Genomic DNA, 24,525 nt, shown 5'->3' with positions numbered 1-24,525 from the left:
AGATAACTGGCCCATACAGGAGTTCCAGTTTGTGGAATATTGATAGGCCGGATTGGTATGGCACGTGACCCGCTTTCCCTGGATATCGACAGGACACCTCGCGGTCCCCTCTTTCTGGCAATTGCCGACGCGATCATCCGCGATATCACTCGCGGCCGACTGGCGCCCGGTGTCCGCCTACCGGGAACGCGCGCGCTCGCGCGAGAGCTCGGGGTGCATCGCAATACCGTTGACGCCGCCTATCAGGAACTGCTGACGCAGGGGTGGCTTCGTGCCGAACCGGCACGGGGCACATATGTCGCCGAGGACCTGCCTCAGGGGATGGTGGCTTCGCGCATCGTGCCGCTTCCGCACCAGACAGCGGAAGTCCGCCCGGCATTGGCTTTTACCGATGGTGCACCCGACCCCAAATTGGTGCCGAACAAGGCGCTGGCGCGTGCCTTTCGCCGGGCGCTTTTGTCTCCGGCGTTTCGGGCCGGGGCGGACTATGGAGACGCGCGCGGCACGCTTGCCCTGCGCGAGGCGCTCGCCGCCTATCTCGCCTCCGACCGCGGCGTGGTTGCGGACCCTGCACGCGTGCTGATCGCACGCGGCAGCCAGATGGCGCTGTTTCTGGCGGCGAGAGCGGTCATCGAGCCTGGTCAGGTGATTGCCGTGGAGGAGCCCGGCTACCCGCTCGCCTGGGAGGCGTTCCGCGCCGCCGGGGCGAGCGTCCACGGCATACCGGTCGATGCCGGCGGGCTGTCAGTCTCCGCGCTGGAGGCTGCCCTGAGGTGCGATCCACGCATCAGGGCAGTCTATGTCACACCGCACCACCAGTATCCGACCACGATCACCATGGGCGCGGCACGGCGGCTGCAGCTCCTGGACCTGGCGCAGCGTCATGGTATCACGCTGATCGAAGACGATTACGACCACGAGTACCGGTTCGAGGGGCGCCCGGTCCTGCCCCTTGCGACCCGCGCGCCGGCGGACCTGCCGCTGATCTATGTCGGCTCTCTCTCCAAGCTTCTCTCTCCGGGTATCCGGCTGGGCTATGCCGTGGCGCCGGAGCCCTTGCTCTCTCGGATGGCGACGGCGCGAGCGGCGATCGACCGACAGGGCGATGCTGCGCTGGAAAGCGCACTCGCCGAGCTGATCCGTGATGGAGAACTCGGACGTCATGCCCGCAAGGCGCGCCGGATCTATCGCACCCGCCGCGATTTCCTGGCCGGGGCCTTGTCGCAAGAGTTGGGCACACGAGTGGCATTCGAACTGCCGGCCGGCGGGCTGGCGCTTTGGCTGCGGAGCGAGGACGTGAAGGTTGATGTCTGGGCCGAGCATGCCGCCCGGGCTGGCCTGGCCTTGTTGCCGGGTACGCGCTTTGCTCTCAATGGTCTCCCACCACAGGCTTTTCGTCTTGGCTTTGCGGCTCTGGACGAGGTGCAGATTCTCCGGGCGGTGCGGATCCTCGCGCGAAGTTGGCCTGGTTGAGCTGGTTAGCGGCGACCTCTTGGCGGGTGGACCATCCCGCCTGAACCGTTCGCCGCATTGTCCCACCGTGCCGGTGTTGATCTGCTCAAAAAAATAAAAAACATTTGCGCCGATCGCAGTATGTCTATAATCATAAAAAACATACTGTCTGGGAGGACAAATGAGCAGTCAATGGACATCGGTCCGTCGCATGATGAGCGGCGTGTGCGTGGAGCCGGGCGAGTTTCGTCTGCTGGAAAGAGATCTTCCGGTCGCCGCGCCCGATGGGTGGGTTCTCATCGACCTCGCCGCCGCAGGTATTTGCGGCACCGACTACCACATCTTCGAAGGAAAGCATCCCTATCTGGAATACCCGCGCGTGATTGGCCACGAGCTTTCAGGCTATGTGGCGGAAGATGCCGAGGGGTGGACGAAGGGTCAGCTCGTTACCGTCAATCCCTACATCGCCTGCGGCAAATGCCGGGCGTGCCTGCGCGGCAAGCCGAACTGCTGCATGGCGATCGGTGTCCTCGGAGTCCACCGGGACGGGGGGATGTGCGAGAGGATCGTGGTTCCGGCCGGCAATCTCTATGATGCGTCCAAGCTGTCGGAGCGAGACGCCGCCCTCGTCGAGTTTCTCGCGATCGGCGCACATGCCGTCCGCCGGTCCGAAGCGGCGCCCGGCGACCGGGTTCTCGTTACGGGTGCCGGACCCATCGGCTTGGGGGCGGCTCTCTTTGCGCGTCTGGCCGGCGCAGACGTCCACATGATGGACATGAGCGCGGAACGCCTCGAGGCGGCAAGGTCATTGGGTTTCACGCAGCTTCACCTGGCCGACCAGCCTCTCCTCGTCGGCGAACTTGAAGACGGCTTTGATGTGGTCTTCGACGCGACGGGGAATCCCAAGGCGATGGAGGCGGGTTTTCTTCACGTTGCCCATGGTGGAACCTATGTCCTTGTGTCGGTCGTCAAGGGAGATCTCACATTCTCGGACGCCGAGTTCCACAAGCGGGAAATGAAGCTCGTCGGCAGCCGCAACGCACAGGCGCCGGACTTCCTGCACGTGATCGAGGCCCTGTCCTCGGGTGCTGTCGAGGGCGGCAAGCTCGTGTCGACCGTTCTGTCTCTTGAAGAGCTGCCGGAGCGTCTGCCGGAGCTCGCGGCCGATCGGTCCGGCTTGATCAAGGCGCTGGTGGCCTTGCCGGCCTGGAGGTCGAACCATGAGTGAACTGATCAGGCTCGAGGCGATCGACAAACGTTTTCCTGGCGTGCATGCGCTGAAGGGTGTGAGCTTTGACCTCCTCGCAGGGGAAGTTCATGCTCTGATGGGCGAGAACGGCGCCGGGAAATCAACCCTGATGAAAGTACTGTCCGGTATATGGCAGCCGGACGGGGGAACGATCCGTATTGCCGGCGAAGAGGTCACCATTCCCAGTCCGCATGCCGCACAGGCGCTCGGCATCGGCATGATCCATCAGGAGCTTGCCCTGATGAACGACCTGACCGTCGCCCAGAATATCTTCATTGGCCGCGAGCCGCGCAAGCGCTTCTGGCGCCTCGACGAGGCGGCCATCAACCGGGCAGCCCAGGACATATTCTCGGCGATGAACATTTCCATCGATCCGAAGGCGGAAGTGCGGACCTTGTCGGTTGCGCAGCAACAGATGGTCGAGATTGCCAAAAGCCTCTCGCACCGGTCCCGCGTCCTTGTCATGGACGAGCCGACAGCCGCTCTGAACGACAAGGAAGTCCATGAGCTCTTCACGATCATCGAAAGGCTGAAGTCGGAGGGTGTCGGGGTCGTCTACATCAGCCACAAGATGGACGAGATCAAGAGGATCGCCGACCGGGTGACGGTCATGCGCGACGGTGCCTATGTCGGCACGGTCAGGGCTTCGGACACACCGATTTCAACGATCATTTCTATGATGGTCGGGCGCGAACTGGAAAATTCCGAGGTCGACATTCCCGACCTCACCAACGCGCCGATCGCCATGGAGGTCCGCGGGCTTTCGCGGGGAAGGGCGGTTCGGGACGTTGGCTTCTCGATCAAGGCAGGCGAGATTCTCGGCTTTGCCGGCCTGATGGGAGCTGGAAGAACCGAGGTCGCCAGACTGATCTTCGGCGCGGACCGGAGGGATGGCGGAGAGATTGTCGTTCACGGCAAAAAGGCTCCAATTAACAGTCCGAAGGATGCCGTGGCTGCCGGCATCGGCTATCTCTCGGAGGACCGCAAACACCTCGGTCTGGCGCTCGGACTCGACGTCACCGCCAATGTCGGCTTGCCCAATCTCGGACGCTTCTCCAACAGCTTCGGCGTGATCGCTGATGCCCAGCTCGGCGCGGTGACACGCGATTACGTCAAGAAGCTGAGTATCCGCACGCCCTCCGAGCGTCAGGAGGTCCGGCTGTTGTCAGGGGGCAATCAGCAGAAGGTCGTGCTCGCGAAATGGCTCCTGCGCAATTGCGACATCCTGATCTTCGATGAACCGACCCGCGGCATCGACATCGGCGCGAAATCCGAAATCTACAGACTTCTTCAGTCCCTCGCACGCGAGGGCAAGGCGATCGTCGTCATCTCCTCGGAACTTCCTGAGGTGCTCAGGCTATCGCACCGGATTGCCGTCATGTGCGAGGGGCGCCTGACGGGCATCCTCCCCGGCGGAAATGCAACGACACAAGAAGACATAATGCACCTGGCCACCCAGCGCCGGGAGGAAATGGGGGGAGAGGCAGCATGACGCTCACAGTACAGAACGGAAACGAGGCGAAGAAGCGGACATCCTCCGGCTTCCATCAGAAGCTTCTGGCTTCCGCCAGCCTGATCGTGATGCTGATTTTCTTCAGTCTGGCGTCCGACAAGTTTCTCCAAACCTCGAACCTCATCGGGATCCTTCAGGCGACGTCTGTCAATGGGGTCCTGGCCGTCGGGGTTACGATGGTCATCATCACAGGCGGTATCGATCTCTCGGTCGGGACGCTGATGACATTCACGGCGGTGATCGCCGGCGTCGTGCTGACATATCTCGGAATGCCGCTTCCGCTCGGCATCGCCGCCGCTGTCGGAGCGGGCGCGTTCTGCGGGTTCGTTTCCGGCACGCTCATCACCCGGATGAAGATCCCGCCGTTCATCGCGACCCTCGGTATGATGCTCATTCTGAAGGGATTGTCACTGGTCATCTCCGGGACGAAGCCGATCTACTTCAACGGAACCCCGGGCTTTTCGCAGATCTCGACCGGCTCGCTGATCGGCACCCTGTTTCCGTTTCTCCCAATCCCGAACGGCGTGCTCGTGCTTTTCGTCCTGGCGATCTTCGTGGCGTTCATTCTCAATCGCACGGCTCTCGGCCGCTACACCTTCGCTTTGGGTTCCAACGAAGAAGCTGCCCGGCTCTCCGGCGTGAACACCGATTTCTGGAAAACCTGCGTCTACAGCTTGTCGGGAGGGATCTGCGGGATCGCAGGCCTAATCATCGCGTCCCGTCTGAATTCAGCGCAACCTGCGCTCGGCCTCGGCTATGAGCTGGACGCCATCGCCGCGGTGGTCATCGGCGGAACGTCGCTGGCCGGGGGACGCGGGTCGATCCTCGGTACGATCATCGGCGCATTCATCATGTCCGTTCTTTTGAACGGGCTCCGGATCCTGTCGGTCGCGCAGGAATGGCAAACCGTCGTCACCGGGCTGATCATCATCCTGGCAGTCTACGCCGACATGGTTCGCCGCCAACGCATGTGAGGAGCAAGCAAATTATTTCCGAGAAGGACGATCAACGTCCCACAACGCAGTCTCAATCGTAGCAACGGCATATCGCCGAAAAATGGAGGAGTGAAATGATTACGAGACGTAGCATCATGGCAGCGCTGAGCGCGGCTGCCATCCTGAGCGCCGGAGGGGCGGCGTATGCTCAGGACAAGACCTATATTCCGCTGATTTCGAAGGGCTTCCAGCACCAGTTCTGGCAGGCCGTGAAGGCCGGCGCCGACAAGGCCGCGGCCGAATTCAACGTCGAAGTGACTTTCGAGGGCCCGGACAACGAAACCCAGGTCGACAAGCAGATCGACATGCTGTCTGCCGCACTTGCCAAGAACCCGCAGGCGATCGGCTTCGCCGCGCTCGACACCCAGGCTGCGATCCCGCTCCTGAAGCAGGCGCAGGATGCGAAGATCCCGGTTATCGCATTCGACTCGGGCGTCGACAGTGATATCCCTGCCACGACGGCAACGACCGACAACGTCGCTGCGGCAGCGCTTGCCGCCGACAAGATGGCCGAGCTGATCGGGGACGCCGGCAAGGTCGCCCTGGTGGTTCACGACCAGACCTCGCGGACCGGCATCGACCGTCGTGACGGCTTTGTGAACCAGATGAAGGCGAAGCATCCGAACATCGAGATCGTCGACATCCAGTACGGCGGTGGTGACCAGTTGCAATCGACCGAAATCGCCAAGGCGATCCTGGCTGCAAATTCGGATCTGAAGGGGTTCTTCGGCGCAAATGAAGGTTCGGCGATCGGCATCGTCAACGCCATCAAGGAAACCGGCACCAAGGGTGTGACCGTCATCGGCTACGATTCCGGTACGGCGCAGAAGCAGGCGATCAAGGACGGCGTCATGGCTGGTGCCATCACGCAGAACCCGGTCGGTATCGGCTACGAGACCGTCAAGGCAGCCGTCGCGGCGATCAAGGGAGAAAGCCTCCCGAAGACGATCGACACCGGCTTCTACTGGTACGACAAAACCAATATGGACAGCCCGGAAATCGCGGCCGTCCTCTACGATTGATCTAACCGGACCTGTCGGCCCGTCCTGTGCGGGCCGGCAGTTTCCCATTGCGGCAGAAATCTCATGAATCTCGGACTTGAAGGCAAAGTCATCGTCGTTACCGGTGGTGCGGCCGGAATCGGCGGCGCCATCACCGAAATGCTGGCGGAAGAAGGGGCTCGCCCCGTCATCTTCGCGCGGCGCCCTCCGGACCCTCAGTGGTTCGCCTCTCTCGGAGACAAAGCGTCATACGTCGAAGTCGAGCTTTCAAGCGACGACCAATGCCGCAAGGCGGTTGAAGAGACGCGCGAGCGCTTCGGCACCGTCTACGGTCTCGTCAACAATGCGGGCATCAACGACGGCGTCGGCATCGAGGCAGGGCCGGGGGCCTTCCGCGCCTCGCTCGAAAAGAACCTCATTCATTACTATACGTTGGTCCACCTTCTGGCGGACGATTTCCGCAAGTCCAGGGGTGCGATCGTCAACATCAGTTCCAAAACCGCCGTGACCGGCCAGGGCGGCACGTCGGCCTATGTCGCGGCGAAAGCTGCGCAGCTTGGTCTGACGCGCGAATGGGCCGCTGCGTTCGCAGGCGACGGTGTCCGTGTCAATGCGGTCCTCCCTGCGGAGGTGATGACGCCGCTTTACGAACGCTGGATTGCGACCTTCGACAATCCGCCGGAAAAGCTGGCGGAGATCACCTCACGCATTCCGCTCGGCCAGCGCATGACTGACGCGCGCGAAATTGCAGCCATGGTGGTCTTTGCGCTCTCGCAGCAGGCCCTGCATCTCACCGGACAGTGGCTTTTCGTCGATGGCGGCTATACCCATCTCGACCGGGCACTGGCGGGCGTGCGATAATGCGGGAGCAACCTGGAGCATGAATGGCGCGGACTGACGAACGGTTTCGAGAGGCGTTCAACGAAGCGCTCGACCTTTGCAAGACGATGACTGCAGGCGATCACCTGCCATCGGAAAACGATCTGGCCAAGCGGCTTGACGTCAGCCGCACGGTTGTGCGCGCCATTCTGGAAAAACTGCAGGACGCGAAGATCATCACCTGGGTCGGCCGGCAGAAGCAGCTTCTCAGGACACCGAGGGACAAGGATCGTCTGGAGGTCCAGACCGGCCAGATTACTGAGCAGCAACTCGAGCGGCAGTTTCTCGACTGGATCCTTCGCTTCGACGTTGCACCTGGAACGGCCCTGAACGTCGCGAAGCTCAGACGGCAATTTTCCGTCACGCCCCAGATGTTGCACGAATTCCTGGCATCGCTCAGCCGGTTCGGTCTTGTTCGGCGCCGACCGAAAGGGGGCTGGCAACTTCTCGGCTTCACGCCGGAGTTTGCGGTCGAGCTGTCGGAGTTCCGGATGATCCTGGAATTGAATGCGGTTTCTCATCTTGTGGGTCTGCCGTCTGACGATCCGATCTGGGCGCGGCTCGACGAGCTCGAGCGGAAGCATCGAGAGCTCGCCGCTGAGATCGACGAGCGGTTCCACGATTTTTCGTTGCTGGACGAAGAGTTCCACACGCTGATCGGCAGTGCGGTTCGCAACCGTTTCGCCGCGGAGTTCCAGAAGATCGTGGCGCTGATCTTCCACTACCACTTCCAGTGGGACAAGACGCTTGAACGCCAGCGAAACGAGGCTGCCATCGGCGAGCATCTGCGGCTGATTGCGGCATTGAAGGCGCGGGATGCGGCCGCCGCGCAGGCGGCGATGATCGACCATCTCAGCACCTCCAAACAAACTCTTCTTTCTTCGCTGCGCGTTCATGCGCTGGCCTGATACAGCATAGGGGGCGGAGGCTGTCCTCCGCCTTCCCTGAAGCCGGTTCAGCCGGCGAAGCGGTATTGCGAGAGCGTCTCGGCCTTCATCTCGATCGAGAAGCCGGGCAGCTTCGGCGGCATGTAGGCTGCATTCTCGATCCGGCACGGTTCGAGGAAATGCTCGTGGAGATGATCGACATACTCGATGACGCGGCCTTCCTTTGTGCCCGAGACGACGAGATAGTCGATCATCGAGAGGTGCTGGACGTATTCGCAGAGACCGACTCCGCCAGCGTGCGGCCAGACCGGTAGCTGGTACTTCGCCGCCATTAGGAGAACCGCCAGCACCTCGTTCAGCCCGCCCATACGGCAGCTGTCGATCTGGACGATGTCGATGGCGCCGCCCGCGATCATCTGCTTGAAGACGATGCGGTTCTGGCACATTTCGCCGGTGGCGACCTTGATCGGCGCGATCGCCTCGCGGATCTTCTTGTGACCGGCAATGTCGTCCGGGCTCGTCGGCTCCTCGATGAAGTACGGCTTATAGGGCGCGAGCTCCCTCATCCATTCGATTGCCTGTCCGACTTCCCAGACCTGATTGGCATCGATCATCATAAAGCGGTCGTCGCCGATCACCTCGCGGGCGATCCTGAGACGGCGTTTGTCGTCCTCGAGATCGCGGCCGACCTTCAGCTTGATGTGGGTGAAGCCCTCATCGACGGCTTCCTGGCACAGGCGGCGAAGCTTCTCATCGGAATAGCCGAGCCAGCCGGCCGAGGTCGTGTAGCAGGGATAGCCCTCCTTCTCGAGGATGGCGATGCGGTCGGCCTTTCCGGTCTCCGCCTTCCGCAGGATGTCGAGCGCCTCCTCGGGCGTCAGCGCGTCCGTCAGGTAGCGGAAGTCGACGATCGAGACGATCTCCTCCGGCGACATATCGGCGACGAGCCGCCAGACCGGCTTGCCGGCCTCCTTTGCCCAGAGATCCCAGACGGCGTTGACGACCGCGCCGATGGCGAGATGCATCGCGCCCTTGTCCGGTCCGATCCAGCGCAACTGGCTGTCGCCGGTGAGATAGTGCCAGAAGCGGCCCGGATTGGCCTTCACCCATTCGAGGTCGAGGCCGACGACGAGATGTTCCAGTGCGTCGATCGCCGCGCAGCAGATCTCGTTGCCGCGGCCGATCGTGAAGGTAAGGCCATGGCCTTCGAGTCCCGGCGTGTCGGTCCCGAGCACCACATAGGCGGCCGAGTAATCCGGATCCGGGTTCATTGCATCTGAACCGTCGAGGCTCTGCGAGGTGGGGAAGCGCAGATCGATGCTGCGCAGACTTGTGATCGTGGTCATGGCGTGCCGCCTTGTCTTTCCTGGTGCCGCTCAATCGGCTCTGAACGTCTGTTTTTGTGTACCGAGTCCCTGGATACCGAGTTCGACGGTGTCGCCGTCCCTGAGGTAGCGTGGCGGCTTCATGCCCATTCCGACGCCGGGAGGCGTGCCGGTGGAGATGACGTCGCCGGGATGGAGCGACATGAACTGGCTCAGGTAAGAGACGAGGAAGGCGACGCCGTAGACCATGGTCTTCGAGGAACCGTCCTGCATGGTCTCGCCGTTGACCTTCAGCCACATCGGGAGGTTCTGTGGGTCGGCGACCTCGTCCTTCGTGACGAGCCAGGGGCCGATCGGGCCGAAGGTGTCGCACGACTTGCCCTTGGTCCACTGGCCGGCACGTTCGGTCTGGAAGCCGCGCTCGGAAACGTCGTGGGAGACGCAGTAGCCGGCGACGTAATCGAGGGCGTCGGCCTCGGAGACATATTTTGCGGTCTTGCCGATGACGACGCCGAGCTCGACTTCCCAGTCGGTCTTTTCCGAGCCGCGGGGAATGCGCACCTCGTCATCGGGACCGCAGATGGCCGAGGTCGCCTTCATGAAGATCACCGGCTCGGGCGGGACGGTCGCACCGGTCTCGGCGGCATGGTCGGAATAGTTGAGCCCGATGCAGATGAACTTGCCGGTGCCGGCAACGCAAGCACCGATGCGGTCCACGGAAAGCTCCGGCAGCGAGGCCGGGTCGATTGCCGCGATCTTCTGCAGGCCTTCGGGGGAGATGGCCGCACCGCCGATGTCGGCGACATGGGCGGAGAGATCGCGGACCTTGCCGTCCTTGTCGAGGAGGGCCGGCTTTTCCCGGCCGGGCGGGCCGACGCGCATCAGTTTCATGGGAGTTTCCTTTCGAGAGGGGTTAGATCGTCCAGCCGCCATCGATGGCGTAGGCCTGGCCGGATGTATAGGTGGCGGTTGCGAGATAGACGGCGAGGCCGGCGATTTCTTCCGGGGTTCCGAGCCGTCCCATCGGCTGGCGGACGATGAAGGCGGCGCGTGCCGTCTCGTAGTCGCCCTGCGCCTTCATGCGCTCCTGCAGGGAGGGGCTTTCGACCGTGCCGGGGCAGATGGCGTTCACGCGGATGCCTTGTGCGACGAAGTCGGCGGCGACCGACTTGGTCAGCCCGATGACGGCGGCCTTGGTGACGGTGTAGGCGCAGCGGTTGGGCACGCCCTTCACGCTAGAGGCGACCGAGGCCATGTTGATGATCGAACCGTCACCCTTCGCGATCATGCCCGGCAGCACGGCGCGGATGGTGCGGATCATGGCGCGGACGTTGAGATCGAAGGCGAAGTCGAGGTCCTTGTCGGCCATGTCCAGCACGGTGCCGGAATGGACGAAACCGGCGCAGTTGAAGAGGACGTCGAAGGGACCGGTGGCCGAGACGACGTCTGCCACGGCGGCATCCTTCAGGACGTCGAGCACGCGGGTCTCGAGGGCCAGCCCTTCGGCCTTCGCCTCCGCGGCGAGCCCGTCGAGCGCCCCTTCATTAATGTCGGTCGCGACCACGCTTGCGCCCGCCCGCGCAAAGGCCAGCGCACTCGCTCGGCCAATCCCCTGGCCCGATGCCGTCACAAGTGCGCGTTTTGATTGAAGGGGGACGGACATATCTTCTTCCTTTTCTCTCATGGGCATTCAGGCCGCCTTCGGCCGGCGCTCGACAATGTGAATATGGTCGGCGGCGAGCACGACATCGCCCTTCTGGTTGACGACTTCGGTACGTTCGACGACGCGGCCGACCTCGGCGCGCTTGGGGTCGTCTTCCTTCGAATGGATCGTCACACGGGTATGAATCGTGTCGCCGATGAAGACCGGCCGGATGAAACGCAGCCGGTCGTAGCCGTACGAAAACGCGGCGGGGTTGATGACGCTCGCCGTCAGCCCGATGCCGATCGAGAAGATCATCGTGCCATGGGCGATGCGCTGGCCGAAGGGGGTCGTCCTGGCGAATTCGGCATCCATGTGGTGCGGAAAGAAATCGCCCGTGTGGCCGGCATGGACGACGAAGTCCGTCTCGGTGATCGTGCGGCCTGTCGTCACGCGCCGCTCGCCTAGGGTATAGTCTTCAAAGTATCTGAGCTGTTCCATCTCGGCTCCTCACTGCGGTCTGGCGGCGAGCGGGGTGGCGGGGGCGGCACTGGAGGCATAGAGCGCTTCGACAAGTGCCATGGTCATCCAAGCATCCTCGACCGAGGAGACGAGCTCGCGGTCCTCGCCGGAGGCGTAGCGTTGAAGATTGGCCATGCGACCGCCGAAGGCGTCGGGGAACCAAGTGCCTTCGAGAGGAACGGTGACCCATCCGTCGCCACCCTTCGGATAGATCTCCAGGATGTCCGGTTCGCCGCGCGGGTAGTCAAGGTTGACCCCCAACTGTATGTAGGCTGCTCCTTCCGTTCCGCAGACGCGGAACTCGCAGGCCTGATGACGGCGCCCGAACTTGTGGTCATGATTGATGGACAGGGCGCAGCGGATGCGTTCGCCGTAATCGAGGATCGCGGTCGTGCGCGTCTGGGCCATGCTATGGTTCGGGTGGCCGATCGACTTTGCATGCACGCCCTGCGGATCGCCGAGCACCTGCCGGATCAGATCGAGATAATGGATCGAGTGCATGGCGATCTCGACGCGCGGTAACCGTTCGAGAAACGCCCAGAGCTCCCAGGGCGTATCGAGTGCCAGATAGACATCGAAGTCGACGACCTCGCCCAACAGTCCCTTGGCGATCGCGTCCTTCAGCGCAAGCATCATCGGCGCGAAGCGAAGCTGGAAATTGACGGCAGCCTTGAGCCTTTTTTCCCGGCAGAGAGTGAGGATCTCGGTCGCGGCGGCCAGATCCGTACCCATCGGCTTCTGGATGAGCACTGCGGCGCCGTCGGGAAGGGCGGCGAGTACCTTGGCGTGGGCGGCCGGCGGCGTTGCGAGGTCGAAGATCGCGTTGTCGACCGCTGCCGCTTCCTCAATGGTCGGGTAGGCTTTCACGCCCCATTTGTCCGCGAGCGCTTTTGCCTTCTCGTGGTCGGGATCATAGAGACCGGCGACCGGGAAGCCGCCTTTTGCGTAGGCCGGGTAGTGTGCGTCGTCGACGATCGAACCGGCTCCGAAGGTCACGATCGGACTTAGGTTCGACGGCAGCCGCCATGACTGCGAAAGGGTCCTCGGATCGAAGGTCATCGGCTCCTCTCCCGGGTTCGGTCTCTGCGTGCGTCACGCATGGAAGAAGACCTCGGGCATCTGCGCCCACCACTCGCCTTCCTTGCGGGTGTCGAGCGGCTGCTGGCAGGGTATGCAGACCGACCACCATTCCTGGGTCTTCGGGTCGGCCGCCATCTTCGCCATGTCGGCGGCGTAGTCGGTGCCGTGATACTCGTAGAAGGAAAAGAGCAGGTTTTCCGGCTCCTTCAGGAAGATCGAGTAGTTCCTGATATTGCAGGCCTCGATCATCGACAGCACCTCGGGCCAGACGGCCGCGTGCAGGCGCTTGTATTCCTCGATCTTCTCCGGCCGTATGCCAATCACCATGCCAATACGCTGCATCTCATCCTCCCTCTAGCGAATGTCGCGACTGAATTCGGGTATGGCGCGGGCGGCGATCGCCTCCCAGTCCCACGCAATACCGAGGCCCGGCGTCGACGGGGCGAGTGCCATGCCGTTCTCGACGACGAGCCGCGACGTCGTGATGTCGTCGAGCTGCGGAATGTACTCGACATATTTGCCGTTCTGAACTGCGCAGGTGAGGCTCACATGCAGTTCCATCAGGAAATGCGGACAGACCGGCATGTCGAAGGCTTCTGCGGCATGGGCGACCTTGAGCCAGGGCGTGATGCCGCCGATCCGGCCGGCGTCGGCCTGAACGACGGAGCAGGCGCCCTTTTGCATGTATTCGCGGAAGTGACGGATCGAATAGAGCGACTCCCCGATCGCAATGGGCGTGATCGTGGAACGGTTGAGCCGCACATGGCCGTCGATGTCGTCCGCCGGCAGGGGTTCCTCGATCCAGGCGAGATCAAGCTCCTGCAGCCGCCCGGCCCGCCGGATCGCCTCGTCGACCGCAAAGCCCTGATTGGCGTCGGTCATGATCTCGTAGCTGTCGCCAACCGCCTCGCGAACGGCCGTGAGCCGTGCCAGGTCCTCTGTTCCGTGGGATCTGCCGATCTTGATCTTCGAACCGGTGAAGCCTTGGGCCCTTGCTTCCAATGCATCCTCGACAAGGGCCTCTGTCGGAATGTGCAGCCAGCCGCCCTCGGTGGTGTAGAGCGGGCAGCGGTCCTTGGCGCCACCCGCGAGCTTCCAGAGGGGCAGGTTCTGTTTGCGCGCGCGCAGGTCCCAGAGCGCGGTATCGACTGCCGCGAGCGCAATCGAGGTGATGGCGCCGATCGTGGTGGCGTGGGTCAGGAACTCGAGCTCGCGCCAGATCGCCTCGATCTGGTCGGCATCGCGGCCGAGAATGCGGGGTGCCAAATGATCCGCAAGCAGGCGCATGACCGAGGAGCCGCCGGTGCCGATCGTGTAGCTGTAGCCGGTGCCGACGGCGCCGTCGCTGTCGGTAATCGTGACGATCGGCGTTTCCTGGCTGACGAAGCTCTGGATGGCGTCGGTGCGTTCGACCTTCGGGCGAAGGTCGACCATTTTGAGTTCGATGCGCTCGATGCGTGCCATGTCAGCCTCTCAGTGTGCTGCCGGTTTCCCGGTCGAAGAGATGGGCCTGCGAGAGATCGAAGCAGAAGGCCATCGTCTCTCCGGAACGTACCGGACGCGGGTTCAGCATGCGCGCCACCCATTCGCCGGCGCCGAAATCGGCAAACACCAGCGTCTCGTTGCCAAGAGGTTCCGTGATCGTGACGCTCAGGTTCGCGGTGTGGACGTCAGTCTCATGACCCGAGTGGATGCCGTGGCCCGCCGGATAAAGGTCGTCGGGGCGCAGGCCAAAGGTCACTTTCTGGCCGGTATTCACCCTTCCGGAAAACTGTTTCGGCAGGGGCAGGCTTTCACCATTGGCGAAGACTACGCGGCCATCTGCAATCTCGGCATCCTTGAGATTCATCGGCGGGGAGCCGATGAATCCGGCGACGAATTTCGAGGCCGGGCGCTGGAAGACGTCCTCTGGCGTGCCGACCTGTTCGATATAGCCGTCGCGCATGATGACGATGCGATCGGCGAGCGTCATTGCCTCGACCTGGTCATGGGTGACGTAGATGACCGTTGACTGGACCTTGGCGTGGAGCTTCTTGATCTCGGTGCGCATCTGCGTGCGCAGCTTGGCATCGAGGTTGGAGAGCGGTTCATCGAACAGGAAGACCTCGGGATTGCGGACGATCGCCCGTCCCATGGCGACGCGCTGGCGCTGGCCGCCGGAAAGCTGCGAGGGCCTGCGGTCCAGCAACTGGGTGAGATCGAGCGTGCGCGCCGCTTCCTCCACCCGCGGAGCGATTTCGTCCGGTTTCATACCGGCGATCTTGAGCGAGAACCCCATGTTCTCGCGGACCGTCATGTGCGGGTAGAGGGCGTAGGACTGGAAGACCATCGCGAGATTGCGTGCACGTGGCGGCAGGTCGTTGACGACACGGCCACCGATCTTGAGGTTTCCGCCCGAGATCGGTTCGAGGCCCGCGATCATGCGAAGCGTGGTCGACTTGCCGCAACCGGACGGCCCGACGAGGGCAATGAATTCGCGATCGGCGACTTCGAGGTCGATGCCGTGAACCACGTCGAGGGCGCCATAGCGCTTGACCAGCTTTTCGAGGGTGACGGTTGCCATGGTCTATCCTTTGACTGCGCCGGAGGTGAGGCCGGAAACGAGATGCTTCTGCACGATGAAGGTCAGCACAAGCGCCGGGATGATCATCACGACCGCCAGCGCGCACATGCCGCGCCAGTCAATCGTGAATTCGGCGGTGTAGTCGAGCAGCCCGACGGGGAGTGTTTTGGAATTGGTGGACCGGGTGAGTTGCGATGCGAGCGCGAATTCGTTCCACGAGGTGAGGAAGGCGAAGATGCCGGCGGAAGCGATGCCCGGGCCCGCCAGCGGAAATTCGACCTGCCAGAAGGCCTGCCAGCGCGTGCAGCCGTCGATCTGTGCGGCCTCGGCGAGATCCTTCGGCACCTGGCGGAAGAAGCCGTCGATCAGCCAAATCGTGAAGGGAACGTTGAGCGCGACATAGACGAGGATCATGCCGAAATGCGTGTCGATGATGCCGAGCTTGGCATAGACGAAGAAGAGCGGAAGCGAGAGCGCGATGCCCGGCACCGTGCGCGTCAGCATGAGGCCGAGAAAGATTGCGGATTTTGCCTTGAAGCGGTAGCGGGCGAAGGCGTAGCCGCCGGCCATGCCGATCGCCAGCGAGATCGCCGTCGAGGTCACCGAGATGATCAGCGAATTGCGGAAATAGTCGATGATCGGGATGCCGCCCTGGCCAACACCGGAGAACATGGCGATGTAGGCTTCGAGCGACAGGTCCTGTGGGATCCAGACCGGCGGCTTTGCCATGATCTCGACCGTCGGGCGGAAGGAGGCGAGCACGATCCAGAGACCCGGCAGGCAGATGACGGCCATGGCGAGAAAGAGGCCGATCTTGTGGGCGGCGGAGAGCAGGCCGGCCTTTAGGCGATGTTGGGCGTTTTCGTTCATCTCACCACTCCGCGGCAATCTGGGTGCGGGCTGCCGCCAGCTTCCGGTAGAAGTAGACGGTGAAGAGAATAGAGAGCAGGATCGCGACATAGGCCATGGCGTTGGCGAGCCCCATGCGGGCGTCCGAATAGGCTGTTCGCGAAACCAGCGTCCAGAGAAGCTCCGTGCGCTTGGCCGGACCACCGTCCGTCATGATCTTCACGATATCGTAGGCGCGCGCTACGTCGAGCGAGCGGATCGTCATCGCGATGTAGGCAAACGGCATGACGAACGGCCAGGTCACGTATCGGAAGGTTTGCCAGGGCGTGCAGCCGTCCACGCGCGCAGCCTCGATCGGCTCCTTCGGCATCGCGAGCAGGCCGGCGAGGATGAGGATTGCGAAGACGGAGGTGGAGGACCAGACCTCTGCAATCGTGATCGCCCAGAAGGCGAGCTGACCATCGATCAGCCACGGGATCGCCTGGGTCGTTAGGCCGAGCGACTGCAGCGCATTGTTGATCAGCCCGACATTGTCGTTGAACATGAACTTGAACTGGAAGCCGACGAGGATCGGCGAGAACATCATCGGGAACATCATGATGGTTCGCAACACGCGTTGCCCGGACGTCGCTTTCTCGACCAGCATGGCAAGGCCGAGGCCGAGCAGCATTTCCATGTTGAGCGCGACTGTCAGCAGAAGCACGGTTCGTCCGAATGCGGTCCAGAACTCGATGTCGGTCAGGATGCGCGCATAGTTGCGGAAGCCGATGAAATTGTAGAGCGAGGCCGGCTGCGTCAGCCGGAAGGGCGTGAAGCTCGAATAGAGCGATAGCAGGAGCGGGATGACGACGACGGCTGCCAGGACGATGAATGCGGGCAGCAGAAGCAGGACGGTTGCCGGGGGTCTCCAGCCTTTCATGTAATGCCTCTCCTGTATCCTTTTGGTCTGATTATGGTCGCAGCGTCTTCCGCATGGCTTGCGAAATGCCCCTCACCCTGACCCTCTCCCCGCAAGCGGGGCGAGGGGACGACCACGGCGATGTCTCCTTCGCGGCGGGCGCGTGATCTATCCTTCTCCCCGTCTGAACGGGGAGAAGATGCTGGCAGGCGGATGAGGGGCAGTTTCTGCTTACAGCTCGCCCGCGTCCTCGAGGATTTCCGTCGCCTTCTTGGCGGCGTCGTCGAGGGCTTGTTTCGAGGTCTTGTCGCCGAGGATCGCAGCCTGGAGCTCCGGATAGACGGCGTTCGAGATCTCGATCCAGGACGGGGTCTGCGGAACCGGGAAGGCGTGCTGTGCCGCCTCCTGGAAGGCGCTCAGGACTTCCTTCTTGTAAGGATCGTTCTCGGCCTGCTTGATGTCCCATTCCCAAACCGCAGTGCGGGTCGGAAGGGGTCCGGCAGCGGCTTCGAGCTTTTGACTGTCCTCGTTGGTGAGGAACCAGACGAGGGAGGCGGCAGCGTCCTTGTTCGCGCAGCTTTCGGTGACCGAGAAGCCATGATGACCCGACCAGCCCGTCCGCTTGCCGGATGAGCCGGCCGGCTGGACCTTCACGCCGACATTGCCGGCGACCTTCGAAGACTTCGGGTCGTTGAAGAAGCTCGCCCAGCCAGGCCAATCGAGATTGACGGCGATGGTACCGGAGGCAAAGCCCTGGCCGAGATCGTCCCAGAGGTAGTTGGTGGTGCCGGCCGGGACGGCCTTGGCCTTGTAGAGGTTGACGAACCAGTCGAGCGCACGGACACCGGCTTCCGAATTGAAGGCGGGCTTGCCGTCCGCATCGAGGTACTCGCCGCCTTCGGCGACGAGCATTTCATAGAAGCGACCGTTGATCGCCTCTTCCTTGCCGGCGAACTGGGTGCCGTAGAAGTCCGGCGGGCTCGAGAAGAAAATGGCCTGATCCGTCACCTGCTGCCAGGTATCCGGCGGGGCGAGATCGTATCCGTACTTTTCCTTAAATGCCTTCTTCTTGGCTTCGTCCTGATAGAGGCCCTTCTGATAGTAGAGCGCTGAGACGTCGAACTGGGCGCGCGGCAGCATCACCAGCTTGCCGTCGAGCGTGGAGGCCTTGATGTTGGCCGGCACGAAGGCGTCGATCTCCTCCTTCGGAAGGAGCGCCGCCAGGTCGGTGTAGACGTCGGGATATTGCGGAGCGAAGGACGAGTGGTTCGATCCCACGCACCAGGTGATGTTCCCCGTTGCGATGTCTGACTTGATTTCCTTGTCGAGCTCGAAGTGATTCTTCTTCGACAGCACATTGACCTTGGCGCCGGTCAGCTTCTCCCATTCGGCGATGCGGGCATAGAGGGCTTCGTATTGCTGGCCGCCGATCAGCTTGGCGTCGATCGTCACACCGTCGAACTTGCCGGGCAGGTCGGCAGCGATGGCCAACCCCGCCGAAGCACATATCAGGGCGCCGGCTGCGACGCCGGTCAGAAATCTAGACATACTCTCCTCCCATGGGCTTATGCCTTAGCCCTCACCAATGAGAGCTTCATTCATATACAAACCAATCATTCATCCGTCGTCAAGCCGAAAGTCTTGTGAAGGGGTGACTATCCGTATATGAAGGAACGTATTCACTAGGGGGTGAAATGCGTGTCAGAAGACGAGAATGATCGCTACCGTGCGCCTGCCCTCGACAAGGGGCTCGACATTCTCGAGCTTCTTGCGGCCGTCGACGGTGGGCTGACACAGGCGGAAATCGCCAAGCGGCTCGACCGCAGCCCCAATGAATTCTACCGTATGCTCGACCGGTTAGTGAAACGCGGATATGTCACCAGGATCGATGGCGATCGGTTTACGCTGACGTTGAAGCTCTTTGGTCTTGCGCAGCTCCACGCCCCGGTTCGTCGCCTTGTGTCCTTCGCCGTCCCTTTGATGCGCGAGCTCGCCGAGGCGTCCCGCCAGGCGAACCAGCTGGTGGTCTTCGACCGCGGCAATCCGGTTGTCATCGCGCAGCAGGAGGCGCCGGGCTACTGGGGTATCTCGATCCGTGTCGGATCGCGCATCAGCCTGTTCGACACAGGTTCGGGACATGTCCTGCTCGCATTCCGCACGCCGGAAGAGCGCAAGATGATGATCGCCGAGTATCTCGGCAGTGGCGGCGATCAGAGCAAGGTGACGGCGGAATTCTTGGCCAGGCTCGACCAGATACGCTCGCGCGGCTACGAGATGATGCCGAGCGCCCAGACTGCCGGCGTCATCAACCTTTCCGCGCCTGTCCTTGGAGCCGACGGCAAGGCGATCGCCGCGCTCACCGTGCCTTATATCACATTGATCAACACCCCGGGCGCCCCGGACATTTCGAGCACCATTCATCTTCTCGCCGAGACCACCCACCGGCTTTCGGAAATGGCCGGCTCCGGTTTTCAAAAGGATTCCTGAGTCCGGGGGAATTCGTATTTGAATGGGTGATTTTTCTGTGGCATGGTCTTTGCACATAAAGAGGAGGACCCGCGGCATGATCGTCGACACCCATCTGCATCTCATCTACCGCGAACGGCTTTCCTATCCATGGCTGAAGAGCGTTCCGCCGCTCGATGCCGACTTCACCTACGAGCGCTATGCGCGGGAAGCGCGCAGGCTGGGCATCGGCGCGACTCTCCACATGGAAGTCGATGTCGCAGAGGAGGACATCGAGCGCGAAACGGCTCTCGTCGGTGATCTCGCCGGAGCGGAGAAAAGCCTCCTCGTCGGCGCGATTGCCTCCTGCCGGCCGGAACAGGCGGGCTTCGCCGACTATCTGGAGCGGGTCCGCGCCAACGGTTTCGTGAGGGGCTTCCGTCGCGTGCTGCATGTGGTGCCGGACGACGTGTCCGAGGGAAGCCTGTTTCGCGAGAATGTGAAGAGGCTCGCCGGGACGGGTCTGACCTTCGATCTCTGCGTGCTGCCGCACCAGATCGGGAAGGCGATCGCCCTTGCCGACCTCGCGCCGGACGTCCCGTTCATTCTCGACCACTGCGGCGTGCCCGACATCAAGGGCGGCGGGTTCGAAGCCTGGGAAGGACCGCTTGCGGAGATCTCCCGGCGGCCGAATGTGACGGTCAAGCTCTCCGGGCTCCCCGCCTACGGAGTGGAGGACTGGACGCTCGAGGATCTAAAGCCGTATTTCTCGCATGTGGCCGAGACGTTCGGCTTCGATCGTATGGTATGGGGCAGCGATTGGCCCGTCTGCACGCTCGGCGGGGGTCTCTCGACCTGGGTCGGGGCAACCCAGGCCCTGCTGTCCGGTGTCAGCCTCCAGGACAGGGAAAAGGTATTCTCCGCCAATGCCCGCAGGATCTGGCGTCTCACCTGAGACGGGCCGCTCCGGACCGCGTGGCCGGTAAGGGTGGGTGTCAGGGTTCATCAGCCCCGAAGCTTCGCCGGAAGTCGTCGTTCAGGCGCTCGATCGCATGCGCGACAGAGATGTCGCCCGAGACCGCAGCGTTGACGATGTGAGAGGCTTTCTCCTGGAAGGGCATGTAGCCGTTGTGGCGCGGCCGCAGCCATGCGCCCTCCAGCGTGCGGCGGGTCGCGCGATAGAAGTCGAGTGTCGCGGCATTGGCTTTGCCGTCGTCCCACGCCGCAGCGTGGCCGGGCTGGCCACCCGAGCGCCAGTAAGGACCGGCCTGGATCGCCTCGCCGGCGACCCAGTAGGCGAAGTCGATTGTTGCACCCCGATCGGCCGAGAAGGCGGAAACCGCAATGCCCGTGCCGCCGAGCGCCGAGCCGACCGGCCCGAGTGCCTCGCCGCCGGACAAATCGGCGAACGCGATGCGGTTGGCGCGGAAGCCTTCGAGCGAATAGCTGACGTAGCCGTAGATGAGTGGCGACACTGCGAAGGGTGATCCGACCTCGCCGATGAGGTCGAGGACCGCGATCGGGTCCGCGGCGAAGCAAGCCGGATCGACTAGGCTGGCAAGTTCGCGGATCATCTCCAGGGCGCGTTCGCCGATCTCAACATCCGCAAACGGTTTTTCCGCTGCGACAGAGCAGGGTCGCCCGAGTTGGCCGCAGAGCGTGAAAAAACCCATAAGCGAGTGCGGCGGAAGTAGCGGCAACAGCACTTCACCGTTACGGGCAAGATCGAGAACCTCGCTCCATTGTGTCGGCGCGATGCCGAGCCGGTCGGGGCGCCAGGCGAGCACTTGGGCTGCCGCGTCGATCGGAAGGGCCCATTGCCGGCCGCGCCAATTGTAGCTCGGAAACGAGGCGCCGACGCTGGCCTTCGCCAACTCTGCCAGGTCCCCGTGACGCCCGGGTATGTCGAGCGGTGCCAAACAGCCTTCCGCGGTGATCTGGCCGACATGCGGATGGTCGATCACGATCAGGTCGTATTGGCGGGCGAGCTCCTCGACCGGGAAACTCTCGAAATCCTGCAGCGAACGCTTGTCCCAGTCGATGGCGACGCCCGTCGTCGACAGCCAGTCGGCCGAGCAGGCGACCATCGGGTCGTAGCCGCGGGGATGGCTCCAGGTCATGCCTTTCAGGCGACGGATCATCGGTCGAACTCCGCGCGGATGGCTGCCGTGTGTTCGCCGACGAGCGGCGCGGCGCGTCCGCCCTTCGGACGCACGCCGTCTATCCGGACCGGGCAACGTGTCGTGCCGATCGAGATGTCGTCCTTTCGTGTCACGGTCTGCAGCATGTCGAGCACGGCGAAGCCTTCGCTGGACAGGAGTTCCTCCCAGTCGAGGACTTTCGAGCACCAGATGTCGGCGGGTTCGAGAATCGAAAGCCAGTGGCCGACGGTCTCCTCGGCGATCCGCCCGGCGATGATCGACTTGATCTCGTCTCGATGCGTGAACCAGGACTTCGGGTCGTCGCGGAAGGGCGACAAGGCGTCGAGGCCAATAAGATCCTGCAGGCGACCGATCGGTGTCATGGCGATCGCGAGATAACCGTCGCGCGCCGGATAGACGCCGTAGGGTGCCGAGAGATAGGCATTGGCGTTGCGGAAGGCGGCGCGCTTCGGCATCCGCCGGCCGTCGTTCAGGTGCGTCGTCAAAAGCTCGAACTGCAGGTCGATGAGGCTCTCGAGCAGGCTCGTCTGGACGTGCGCGCCCTTGCCGGACAGGCCGCGTCGGACGAGGGCGGCAAGGATCCCTTCGCAGGTATTGGCGCCCGCAAGCATGTCCGCAATCGAAAGGCCGACCGGCACGGGTCCCTGGCCATCGTCGCCGTTGAGCCACATCACGCCGGAACGGGCCTGCGCGAGAAGGTCCTGCCCCGGCCGCATCATCCACGGACCTTCCTCGCCATAGCCGCTGATCGAGGCATAGACGATGGAGGGGTTGATCGCCTTGACGGCCTCGTAGTCGAGGCCGAGCCGCTCGATGACGCCCGGCCGGAAATTCTGGATCATCACGTCGGCCTTCGCCAGCAGCTTGCGCAGGAAGGCGAGGTCCTCCGGGTTCTTGAGGTCGATGCCGAGGCTTTCCTTGCCGCGATTGATCGCATGGAAGAGGGTGGAGTCTCCGCCGACGTCGGTGTCGCTGAGATAAAGTCGTCGCGACAGATCTCCGCCGTCGGGCCGCTCCACTTTGATCACCCGGGCGCCGAGATCGAGAAGGCGCAACGAACAATAGGGACCCGAAAGGAACTGGCTCATGTCGATGACGGTGAGACCCGCCAGCAACGACTCGGATCTATCCTGCATTCCTCACTCCTCCCCGTCCAGCGGCGGGTCCTGCGGCTCTGTGTCAAAATTCTTATTTGAATTCTTCTTTCACATATGAGTAAACCCTGCAAGAGCAAACTCGATGCCAGCGAGCGAGGCGACGGTTTGACAGGGCACGCAAAACTTGGCAGCACTGACGGAGAAGAGGGGCGGAAGAGCGGATGGCGAGACGATCGGAAGGGCAGACACGGCTTGACGACGCGGCGCGGGCTGGCTGGCTCTACTACGTCGCCGGCCGCACGCAGGACGAGATTGCCGCGGCCATGGGGATTTCGCGCCAGAGTGCGCAAAGGCTCGTCTCGCTTTCCGTTGCGGAGAAGCTGATCAAGGTCCGGCTCGATCATCCGATAGCGGCCTGCATGGAGCTTGCGGAGGGGCTGAAAGACAAGTTCGGCCTGAAGCAGGTCGAAGTCGTGCCGTCATTCGACGGCGGAGGGGATTCCGCGACCGTCGGGGTGGCGGAGGCAGGCGCCGCCGAACTCGAGCGCTGGCTGAAACACACCGATCCGCTAATCCTCGGCATGGGAACCGGTCGCACGCTACGGGCGGTGATCGACCAGCTGTCGCCGATGGAGTGCCCACAGCACAAGATCGTGTCACTCACCGGCAATATCAGTCCGGACGGATCGGCGGCCTATTTCAACGTCATCTTCTCGATGGCCGATGCGGTGAAGGCGCCGCATTTCCCGATGCCGCTGCCGGTTCTCGTTTCCTCGCGCGCCGAACGCGATCTCCTGCGCAGCCAGCCGCTCGTCGCCCCGACGATCGAACTCGGATCGAAGGCCAATGTCACCTTCGTCGGCATCGGCCATATGGGGCTCGATGCACCGCTGCTGCTCGACGGCTTCCTGAAACGCCCGGAAATGGAGGCGCTCCTCGAAACCGGCGCGACCGGCGAGATCTGCGGCTGGGTCTTCGGCGCCGATGGCCGGCTTCTCGACGATCCGGTCAACGAACGTGTCGCCAGTATTTCCATCCCTCCGCGGGAGACCTCGACGGTCATCGGTCTCGCGCGTGGGCGGCGAAAGCACGCGGCAATCCTGGCGGCCGTGCGTGGCGGCCACGTGAACGGCCTCATTACGGACGAGGAGACGGCACGCTCTCTGCTGAAGGCGACTGCGGCGACGTCCTGAGTTGTAGACGCCGCCGCGCGGGACTTCGACCGGCGCCGGAGGATCAGAGTAGCGCGATCTTGCCGGTCGCGAGGTCGTACTGTGCGCCGACGACCTTCACTTTTCCGGAGCTCACATATTCCGAGAGGATCGGCGAGGCAGTCTCGAGCCGATGTGCCGCCAGACGCACGTTCTCCGCGATCGACGCGGACAGCAAGTCGGCGGGCTTCGCCTTTTCCGCCGTCTCCACCGCGGGCTTGATGTCGCGGATCATGTCCTGCAGGTGACCGGGCAGCGTGACGCCGTCCTGGATCACCTTGATCGTCGCGCCGACAGCGCCGCAATTGGAGTGACCGAGCACCATCAGAAGTGGTGTGTTGAGGTATTTCACCGCGTATTCGAAGCTCGCAAGCCCGTCATCGTTAAGGAAGTTGCCGGCAACGCGGACCACAAAAAGATCGCCCGGCCCCTGGTCGAAGGCAAGCTCCGGAGCGACGCGTGCGTCGGCGCAGCTCAGGATCGCGGCGATTGGATATTGCGCGTTCACACGCGCTGCCCGGCCGGCCGAATAGTCGTTGTTAGCCGAGGTATTTGCGGCATAACGGGCGTTACCCTCCATCAATCGCTCAAGCGCGGCATCCGGTGAGATCGCGTTCTGCGGTGTGGCCGTCTGCGACCACGCCACTGTCGGCGCAGTCATCGACATACCGGCAAGCGCCGCACCGCCGAGGAGCAGCCCGCGCCGGGACAGTTTCGTCGCATTCACGGAACACAGGTCACACATGACGACACCT

Annotated in this window: 24 protein-coding genes; 10 read left to right on the top strand and 14 right to left on the bottom strand. The window is 62.8% G+C overall.

All coding sequences use genetic code 11. The features are described 5' to 3' along the window. Positions 1 to 57 precede the first annotated feature (57 nt). From pdxR to H4I97_RS19985, 7 genes are all read left to right on the top strand, one after another. Positions 58 to 1,473, top strand: a complete 1,416-nt coding sequence (pdxR, locus tag H4I97_RS20015; protein WP_182308668.1) for a MocR-like pyridoxine biosynthesis transcription factor PdxR — start codon at positions 58 to 60, stop codon at positions 1,471 to 1,473. 190 nt (positions 1,474 to 1,663) lie between these two features. Next, positions 1,664 to 2,680 (top strand): zinc-binding alcohol dehydrogenase family protein, encoded by a 1,017-nt coding sequence (locus tag H4I97_RS20010; RefSeq protein WP_182309005.1) that lies wholly within the window; start codon positions 1,664 to 1,666, stop codon positions 2,678 to 2,680. Next, positions 2,673 to 4,193: a sugar ABC transporter ATP-binding protein gene (locus H4I97_RS20005; RefSeq protein ID WP_182308666.1), complete on the top strand. Its 1,521-nt coding sequence runs from the start codon at positions 2,673 to 2,675 to the stop codon at positions 4,191 to 4,193. Before H4I97_RS20010 ends, H4I97_RS20005 begins: the two co-directional genes overlap by 8 nt. Next, entirely contained in the window at positions 4,190 to 5,188 is a 999-nt protein-coding gene (locus H4I97_RS20000) for an ABC transporter permease (protein WP_182308664.1), read from the top strand. Before H4I97_RS20005 ends, H4I97_RS20000 begins: the two co-directional genes overlap by 4 nt. Before the next feature lie 95 nt (positions 5,189 to 5,283). Beyond that, positions 5,284 to 6,231 carry an ABC transporter substrate-binding protein gene (locus tag H4I97_RS19995; RefSeq protein ID WP_182308662.1) on the top strand — a complete coding sequence of 316 codons (948 nt, stop codon included), beginning with the start codon at positions 5,284 to 5,286 and terminating at the stop codon, positions 6,229 to 6,231. Positions 6,232 to 6,294: 63 nt separating this feature from the next. Then, positions 6,295 to 7,071: an L-fucose dehydrogenase gene (locus H4I97_RS19990; RefSeq protein WP_182308660.1), complete on the top strand. Its 777-nt coding sequence runs from the start codon at positions 6,295 to 6,297 to the stop codon at positions 7,069 to 7,071. 23 nt (positions 7,072 to 7,094) lie between these two features. Further along, positions 7,095 to 7,997 (top strand): GntR family transcriptional regulator, encoded by a 903-nt coding sequence (locus H4I97_RS19985; protein ID WP_182308658.1) that lies wholly within the window; start codon positions 7,095 to 7,097, stop codon positions 7,995 to 7,997. A 47-nt stretch (positions 7,998 to 8,044) separates the two neighbouring features. Here the strand turns inward: H4I97_RS19985 and H4I97_RS19980 are convergent, their stop codons facing one another. From H4I97_RS19980 to H4I97_RS19930, 11 genes are all read right to left on the bottom strand, one after another. Then, complete coding sequence (locus tag H4I97_RS19980; RefSeq protein ID WP_182308656.1) at positions 8,045 to 9,322, bottom strand: L-fuconate dehydratase; 1,278 nt, start codon at positions 9,320 to 9,322, stop codon at positions 8,045 to 8,047. A gap of 30 nt (positions 9,323 to 9,352) precedes the next feature. After that, complete coding sequence (locus H4I97_RS19975) at positions 9,353 to 10,192, bottom strand: fumarylacetoacetate hydrolase family protein (RefSeq protein WP_182308654.1); 840 nt, start codon at positions 10,190 to 10,192, stop codon at positions 9,353 to 9,355. 22 nt (positions 10,193 to 10,214) lie between these two features. Beyond that, on the bottom strand, positions 10,215 to 10,964 hold the full coding sequence (locus H4I97_RS19970) for an SDR family oxidoreductase (protein WP_182308652.1): 750 nt from the start codon (positions 10,962 to 10,964) through the stop codon (positions 10,215 to 10,217). 27 nt (positions 10,965 to 10,991) lie between these two features. Further along, positions 10,992 to 11,444, bottom strand: coding sequence for a MaoC/PaaZ C-terminal domain-containing protein (locus H4I97_RS19965; protein WP_182308650.1), 453 nt, complete (start codon positions 11,442 to 11,444; stop codon positions 10,992 to 10,994). Positions 11,445 to 11,453: 9 nt separating this feature from the next. Further along, positions 11,454 to 12,524, bottom strand: coding sequence for a Gfo/Idh/MocA family protein (locus H4I97_RS19960; protein ID WP_182308648.1), 1,071 nt, complete (start codon positions 12,522 to 12,524; stop codon positions 11,454 to 11,456). Positions 12,525 to 12,557: 33 nt separating this feature from the next. Further along, the gene (locus H4I97_RS19955) at positions 12,558 to 12,887 is read right to left on the bottom strand and encodes an L-rhamnose mutarotase (RefSeq protein WP_148155464.1); all 330 of its coding nucleotides are present in this window, start codon (positions 12,885 to 12,887) and stop codon (positions 12,558 to 12,560) included. Between the two features lie 12 nt (positions 12,888 to 12,899). Then, positions 12,900 to 14,009: a mandelate racemase/muconate lactonizing enzyme family protein gene (locus H4I97_RS19950; protein ID WP_182308646.1), complete on the bottom strand. Its 1,110-nt coding sequence runs from the start codon at positions 14,007 to 14,009 to the stop codon at positions 12,900 to 12,902. A gap of 1 nt (position 14,010) precedes the next feature. After that, positions 14,011 to 15,108: an ABC transporter ATP-binding protein gene (locus H4I97_RS19945; protein WP_182308644.1), complete on the bottom strand. Its 1,098-nt coding sequence runs from the start codon at positions 15,106 to 15,108 to the stop codon at positions 14,011 to 14,013. Between the two features lie 3 nt (positions 15,109 to 15,111). Then, positions 15,112 to 15,978: a carbohydrate ABC transporter permease gene (locus H4I97_RS19940; RefSeq protein WP_182308642.1), complete on the bottom strand. Its 867-nt coding sequence runs from the start codon at positions 15,976 to 15,978 to the stop codon at positions 15,112 to 15,114. A 1-nt stretch (position 15,979) separates the two neighbouring features. Continuing rightward, the gene (locus H4I97_RS19935; protein ID WP_182308640.1) at positions 15,980 to 16,876 is read right to left on the bottom strand and encodes a carbohydrate ABC transporter permease; all 897 of its coding nucleotides are present in this window, start codon (positions 16,874 to 16,876) and stop codon (positions 15,980 to 15,982) included. 210 nt (positions 16,877 to 17,086) lie between these two features. Continuing rightward, on the bottom strand, positions 17,087 to 18,403 hold the full coding sequence (locus tag H4I97_RS19930) for a type 2 periplasmic-binding domain-containing protein (protein ID WP_182308638.1): 1,317 nt from the start codon (positions 18,401 to 18,403) through the stop codon (positions 17,087 to 17,089). Between the two features lie 150 nt (positions 18,404 to 18,553). Between H4I97_RS19930 and H4I97_RS19925 the strand changes: the two genes are divergently transcribed. Together H4I97_RS19925 and H4I97_RS19920 are read left to right on the top strand one after the other, a co-directional pair. After that, complete coding sequence (locus tag H4I97_RS19925) at positions 18,554 to 19,342, top strand: IclR family transcriptional regulator (protein ID WP_182308636.1); 789 nt, start codon at positions 18,554 to 18,556, stop codon at positions 19,340 to 19,342. A gap of 76 nt (positions 19,343 to 19,418) precedes the next feature. Next, the gene (locus tag H4I97_RS19920; protein WP_182308634.1) at positions 19,419 to 20,255 is read left to right on the top strand and encodes an amidohydrolase family protein; all 837 of its coding nucleotides are present in this window, start codon (positions 19,419 to 19,421) and stop codon (positions 20,253 to 20,255) included. 40 nt (positions 20,256 to 20,295) lie between these two features. Here H4I97_RS19920 and H4I97_RS19915 read toward each other — a convergent pair whose 3' ends face one another. Together H4I97_RS19915 and H4I97_RS19910 are read right to left on the bottom strand one after the other, a co-directional pair. After that, the gene (locus tag H4I97_RS19915) at positions 20,296 to 21,441 is read right to left on the bottom strand and encodes an ABC transporter substrate-binding protein (RefSeq protein WP_182308632.1); all 1,146 of its coding nucleotides are present in this window, start codon (positions 21,439 to 21,441) and stop codon (positions 20,296 to 20,298) included. Beyond that, positions 21,438 to 22,598, bottom strand: coding sequence for a CaiB/BaiF CoA transferase family protein (locus H4I97_RS19910; RefSeq protein WP_182308630.1), 1,161 nt, complete (start codon positions 22,596 to 22,598; stop codon positions 21,438 to 21,440). The genes H4I97_RS19915 and H4I97_RS19910 overlap by 4 nt, the downstream gene beginning before the upstream one ends. Before the next feature lie 182 nt (positions 22,599 to 22,780). Here H4I97_RS19910 and H4I97_RS19905 point away from each other — a divergent pair, with 182 nt between their 5' ends. Next, on the top strand, positions 22,781 to 23,752 hold the full coding sequence (locus tag H4I97_RS19905; RefSeq protein ID WP_182308628.1) for a sugar-binding transcriptional regulator: 972 nt from the start codon (positions 22,781 to 22,783) through the stop codon (positions 23,750 to 23,752). 43 nt (positions 23,753 to 23,795) lie between these two features. Here H4I97_RS19905 and H4I97_RS19900 read toward each other — a convergent pair whose 3' ends face one another. Continuing rightward, positions 23,796 to 24,515 (bottom strand): carbonic anhydrase, encoded by a 720-nt coding sequence (locus tag H4I97_RS19900; RefSeq protein WP_182308626.1) that lies wholly within the window; start codon positions 24,513 to 24,515, stop codon positions 23,796 to 23,798. Between the last annotated feature and the right edge of the window lie 10 nt (positions 24,516 to 24,525).

It is taken from the genome of Ciceribacter thiooxidans, assembly GCF_014126615.1.
GTDB lineage: Bacteria > Pseudomonadota > Alphaproteobacteria > Rhizobiales > Rhizobiaceae > Allorhizobium > Allorhizobium thiooxidans.
Note: the sequence above shows the minus strand (reverse complement) of the source record. Positions and strands in the feature narration are given on the sequence as shown.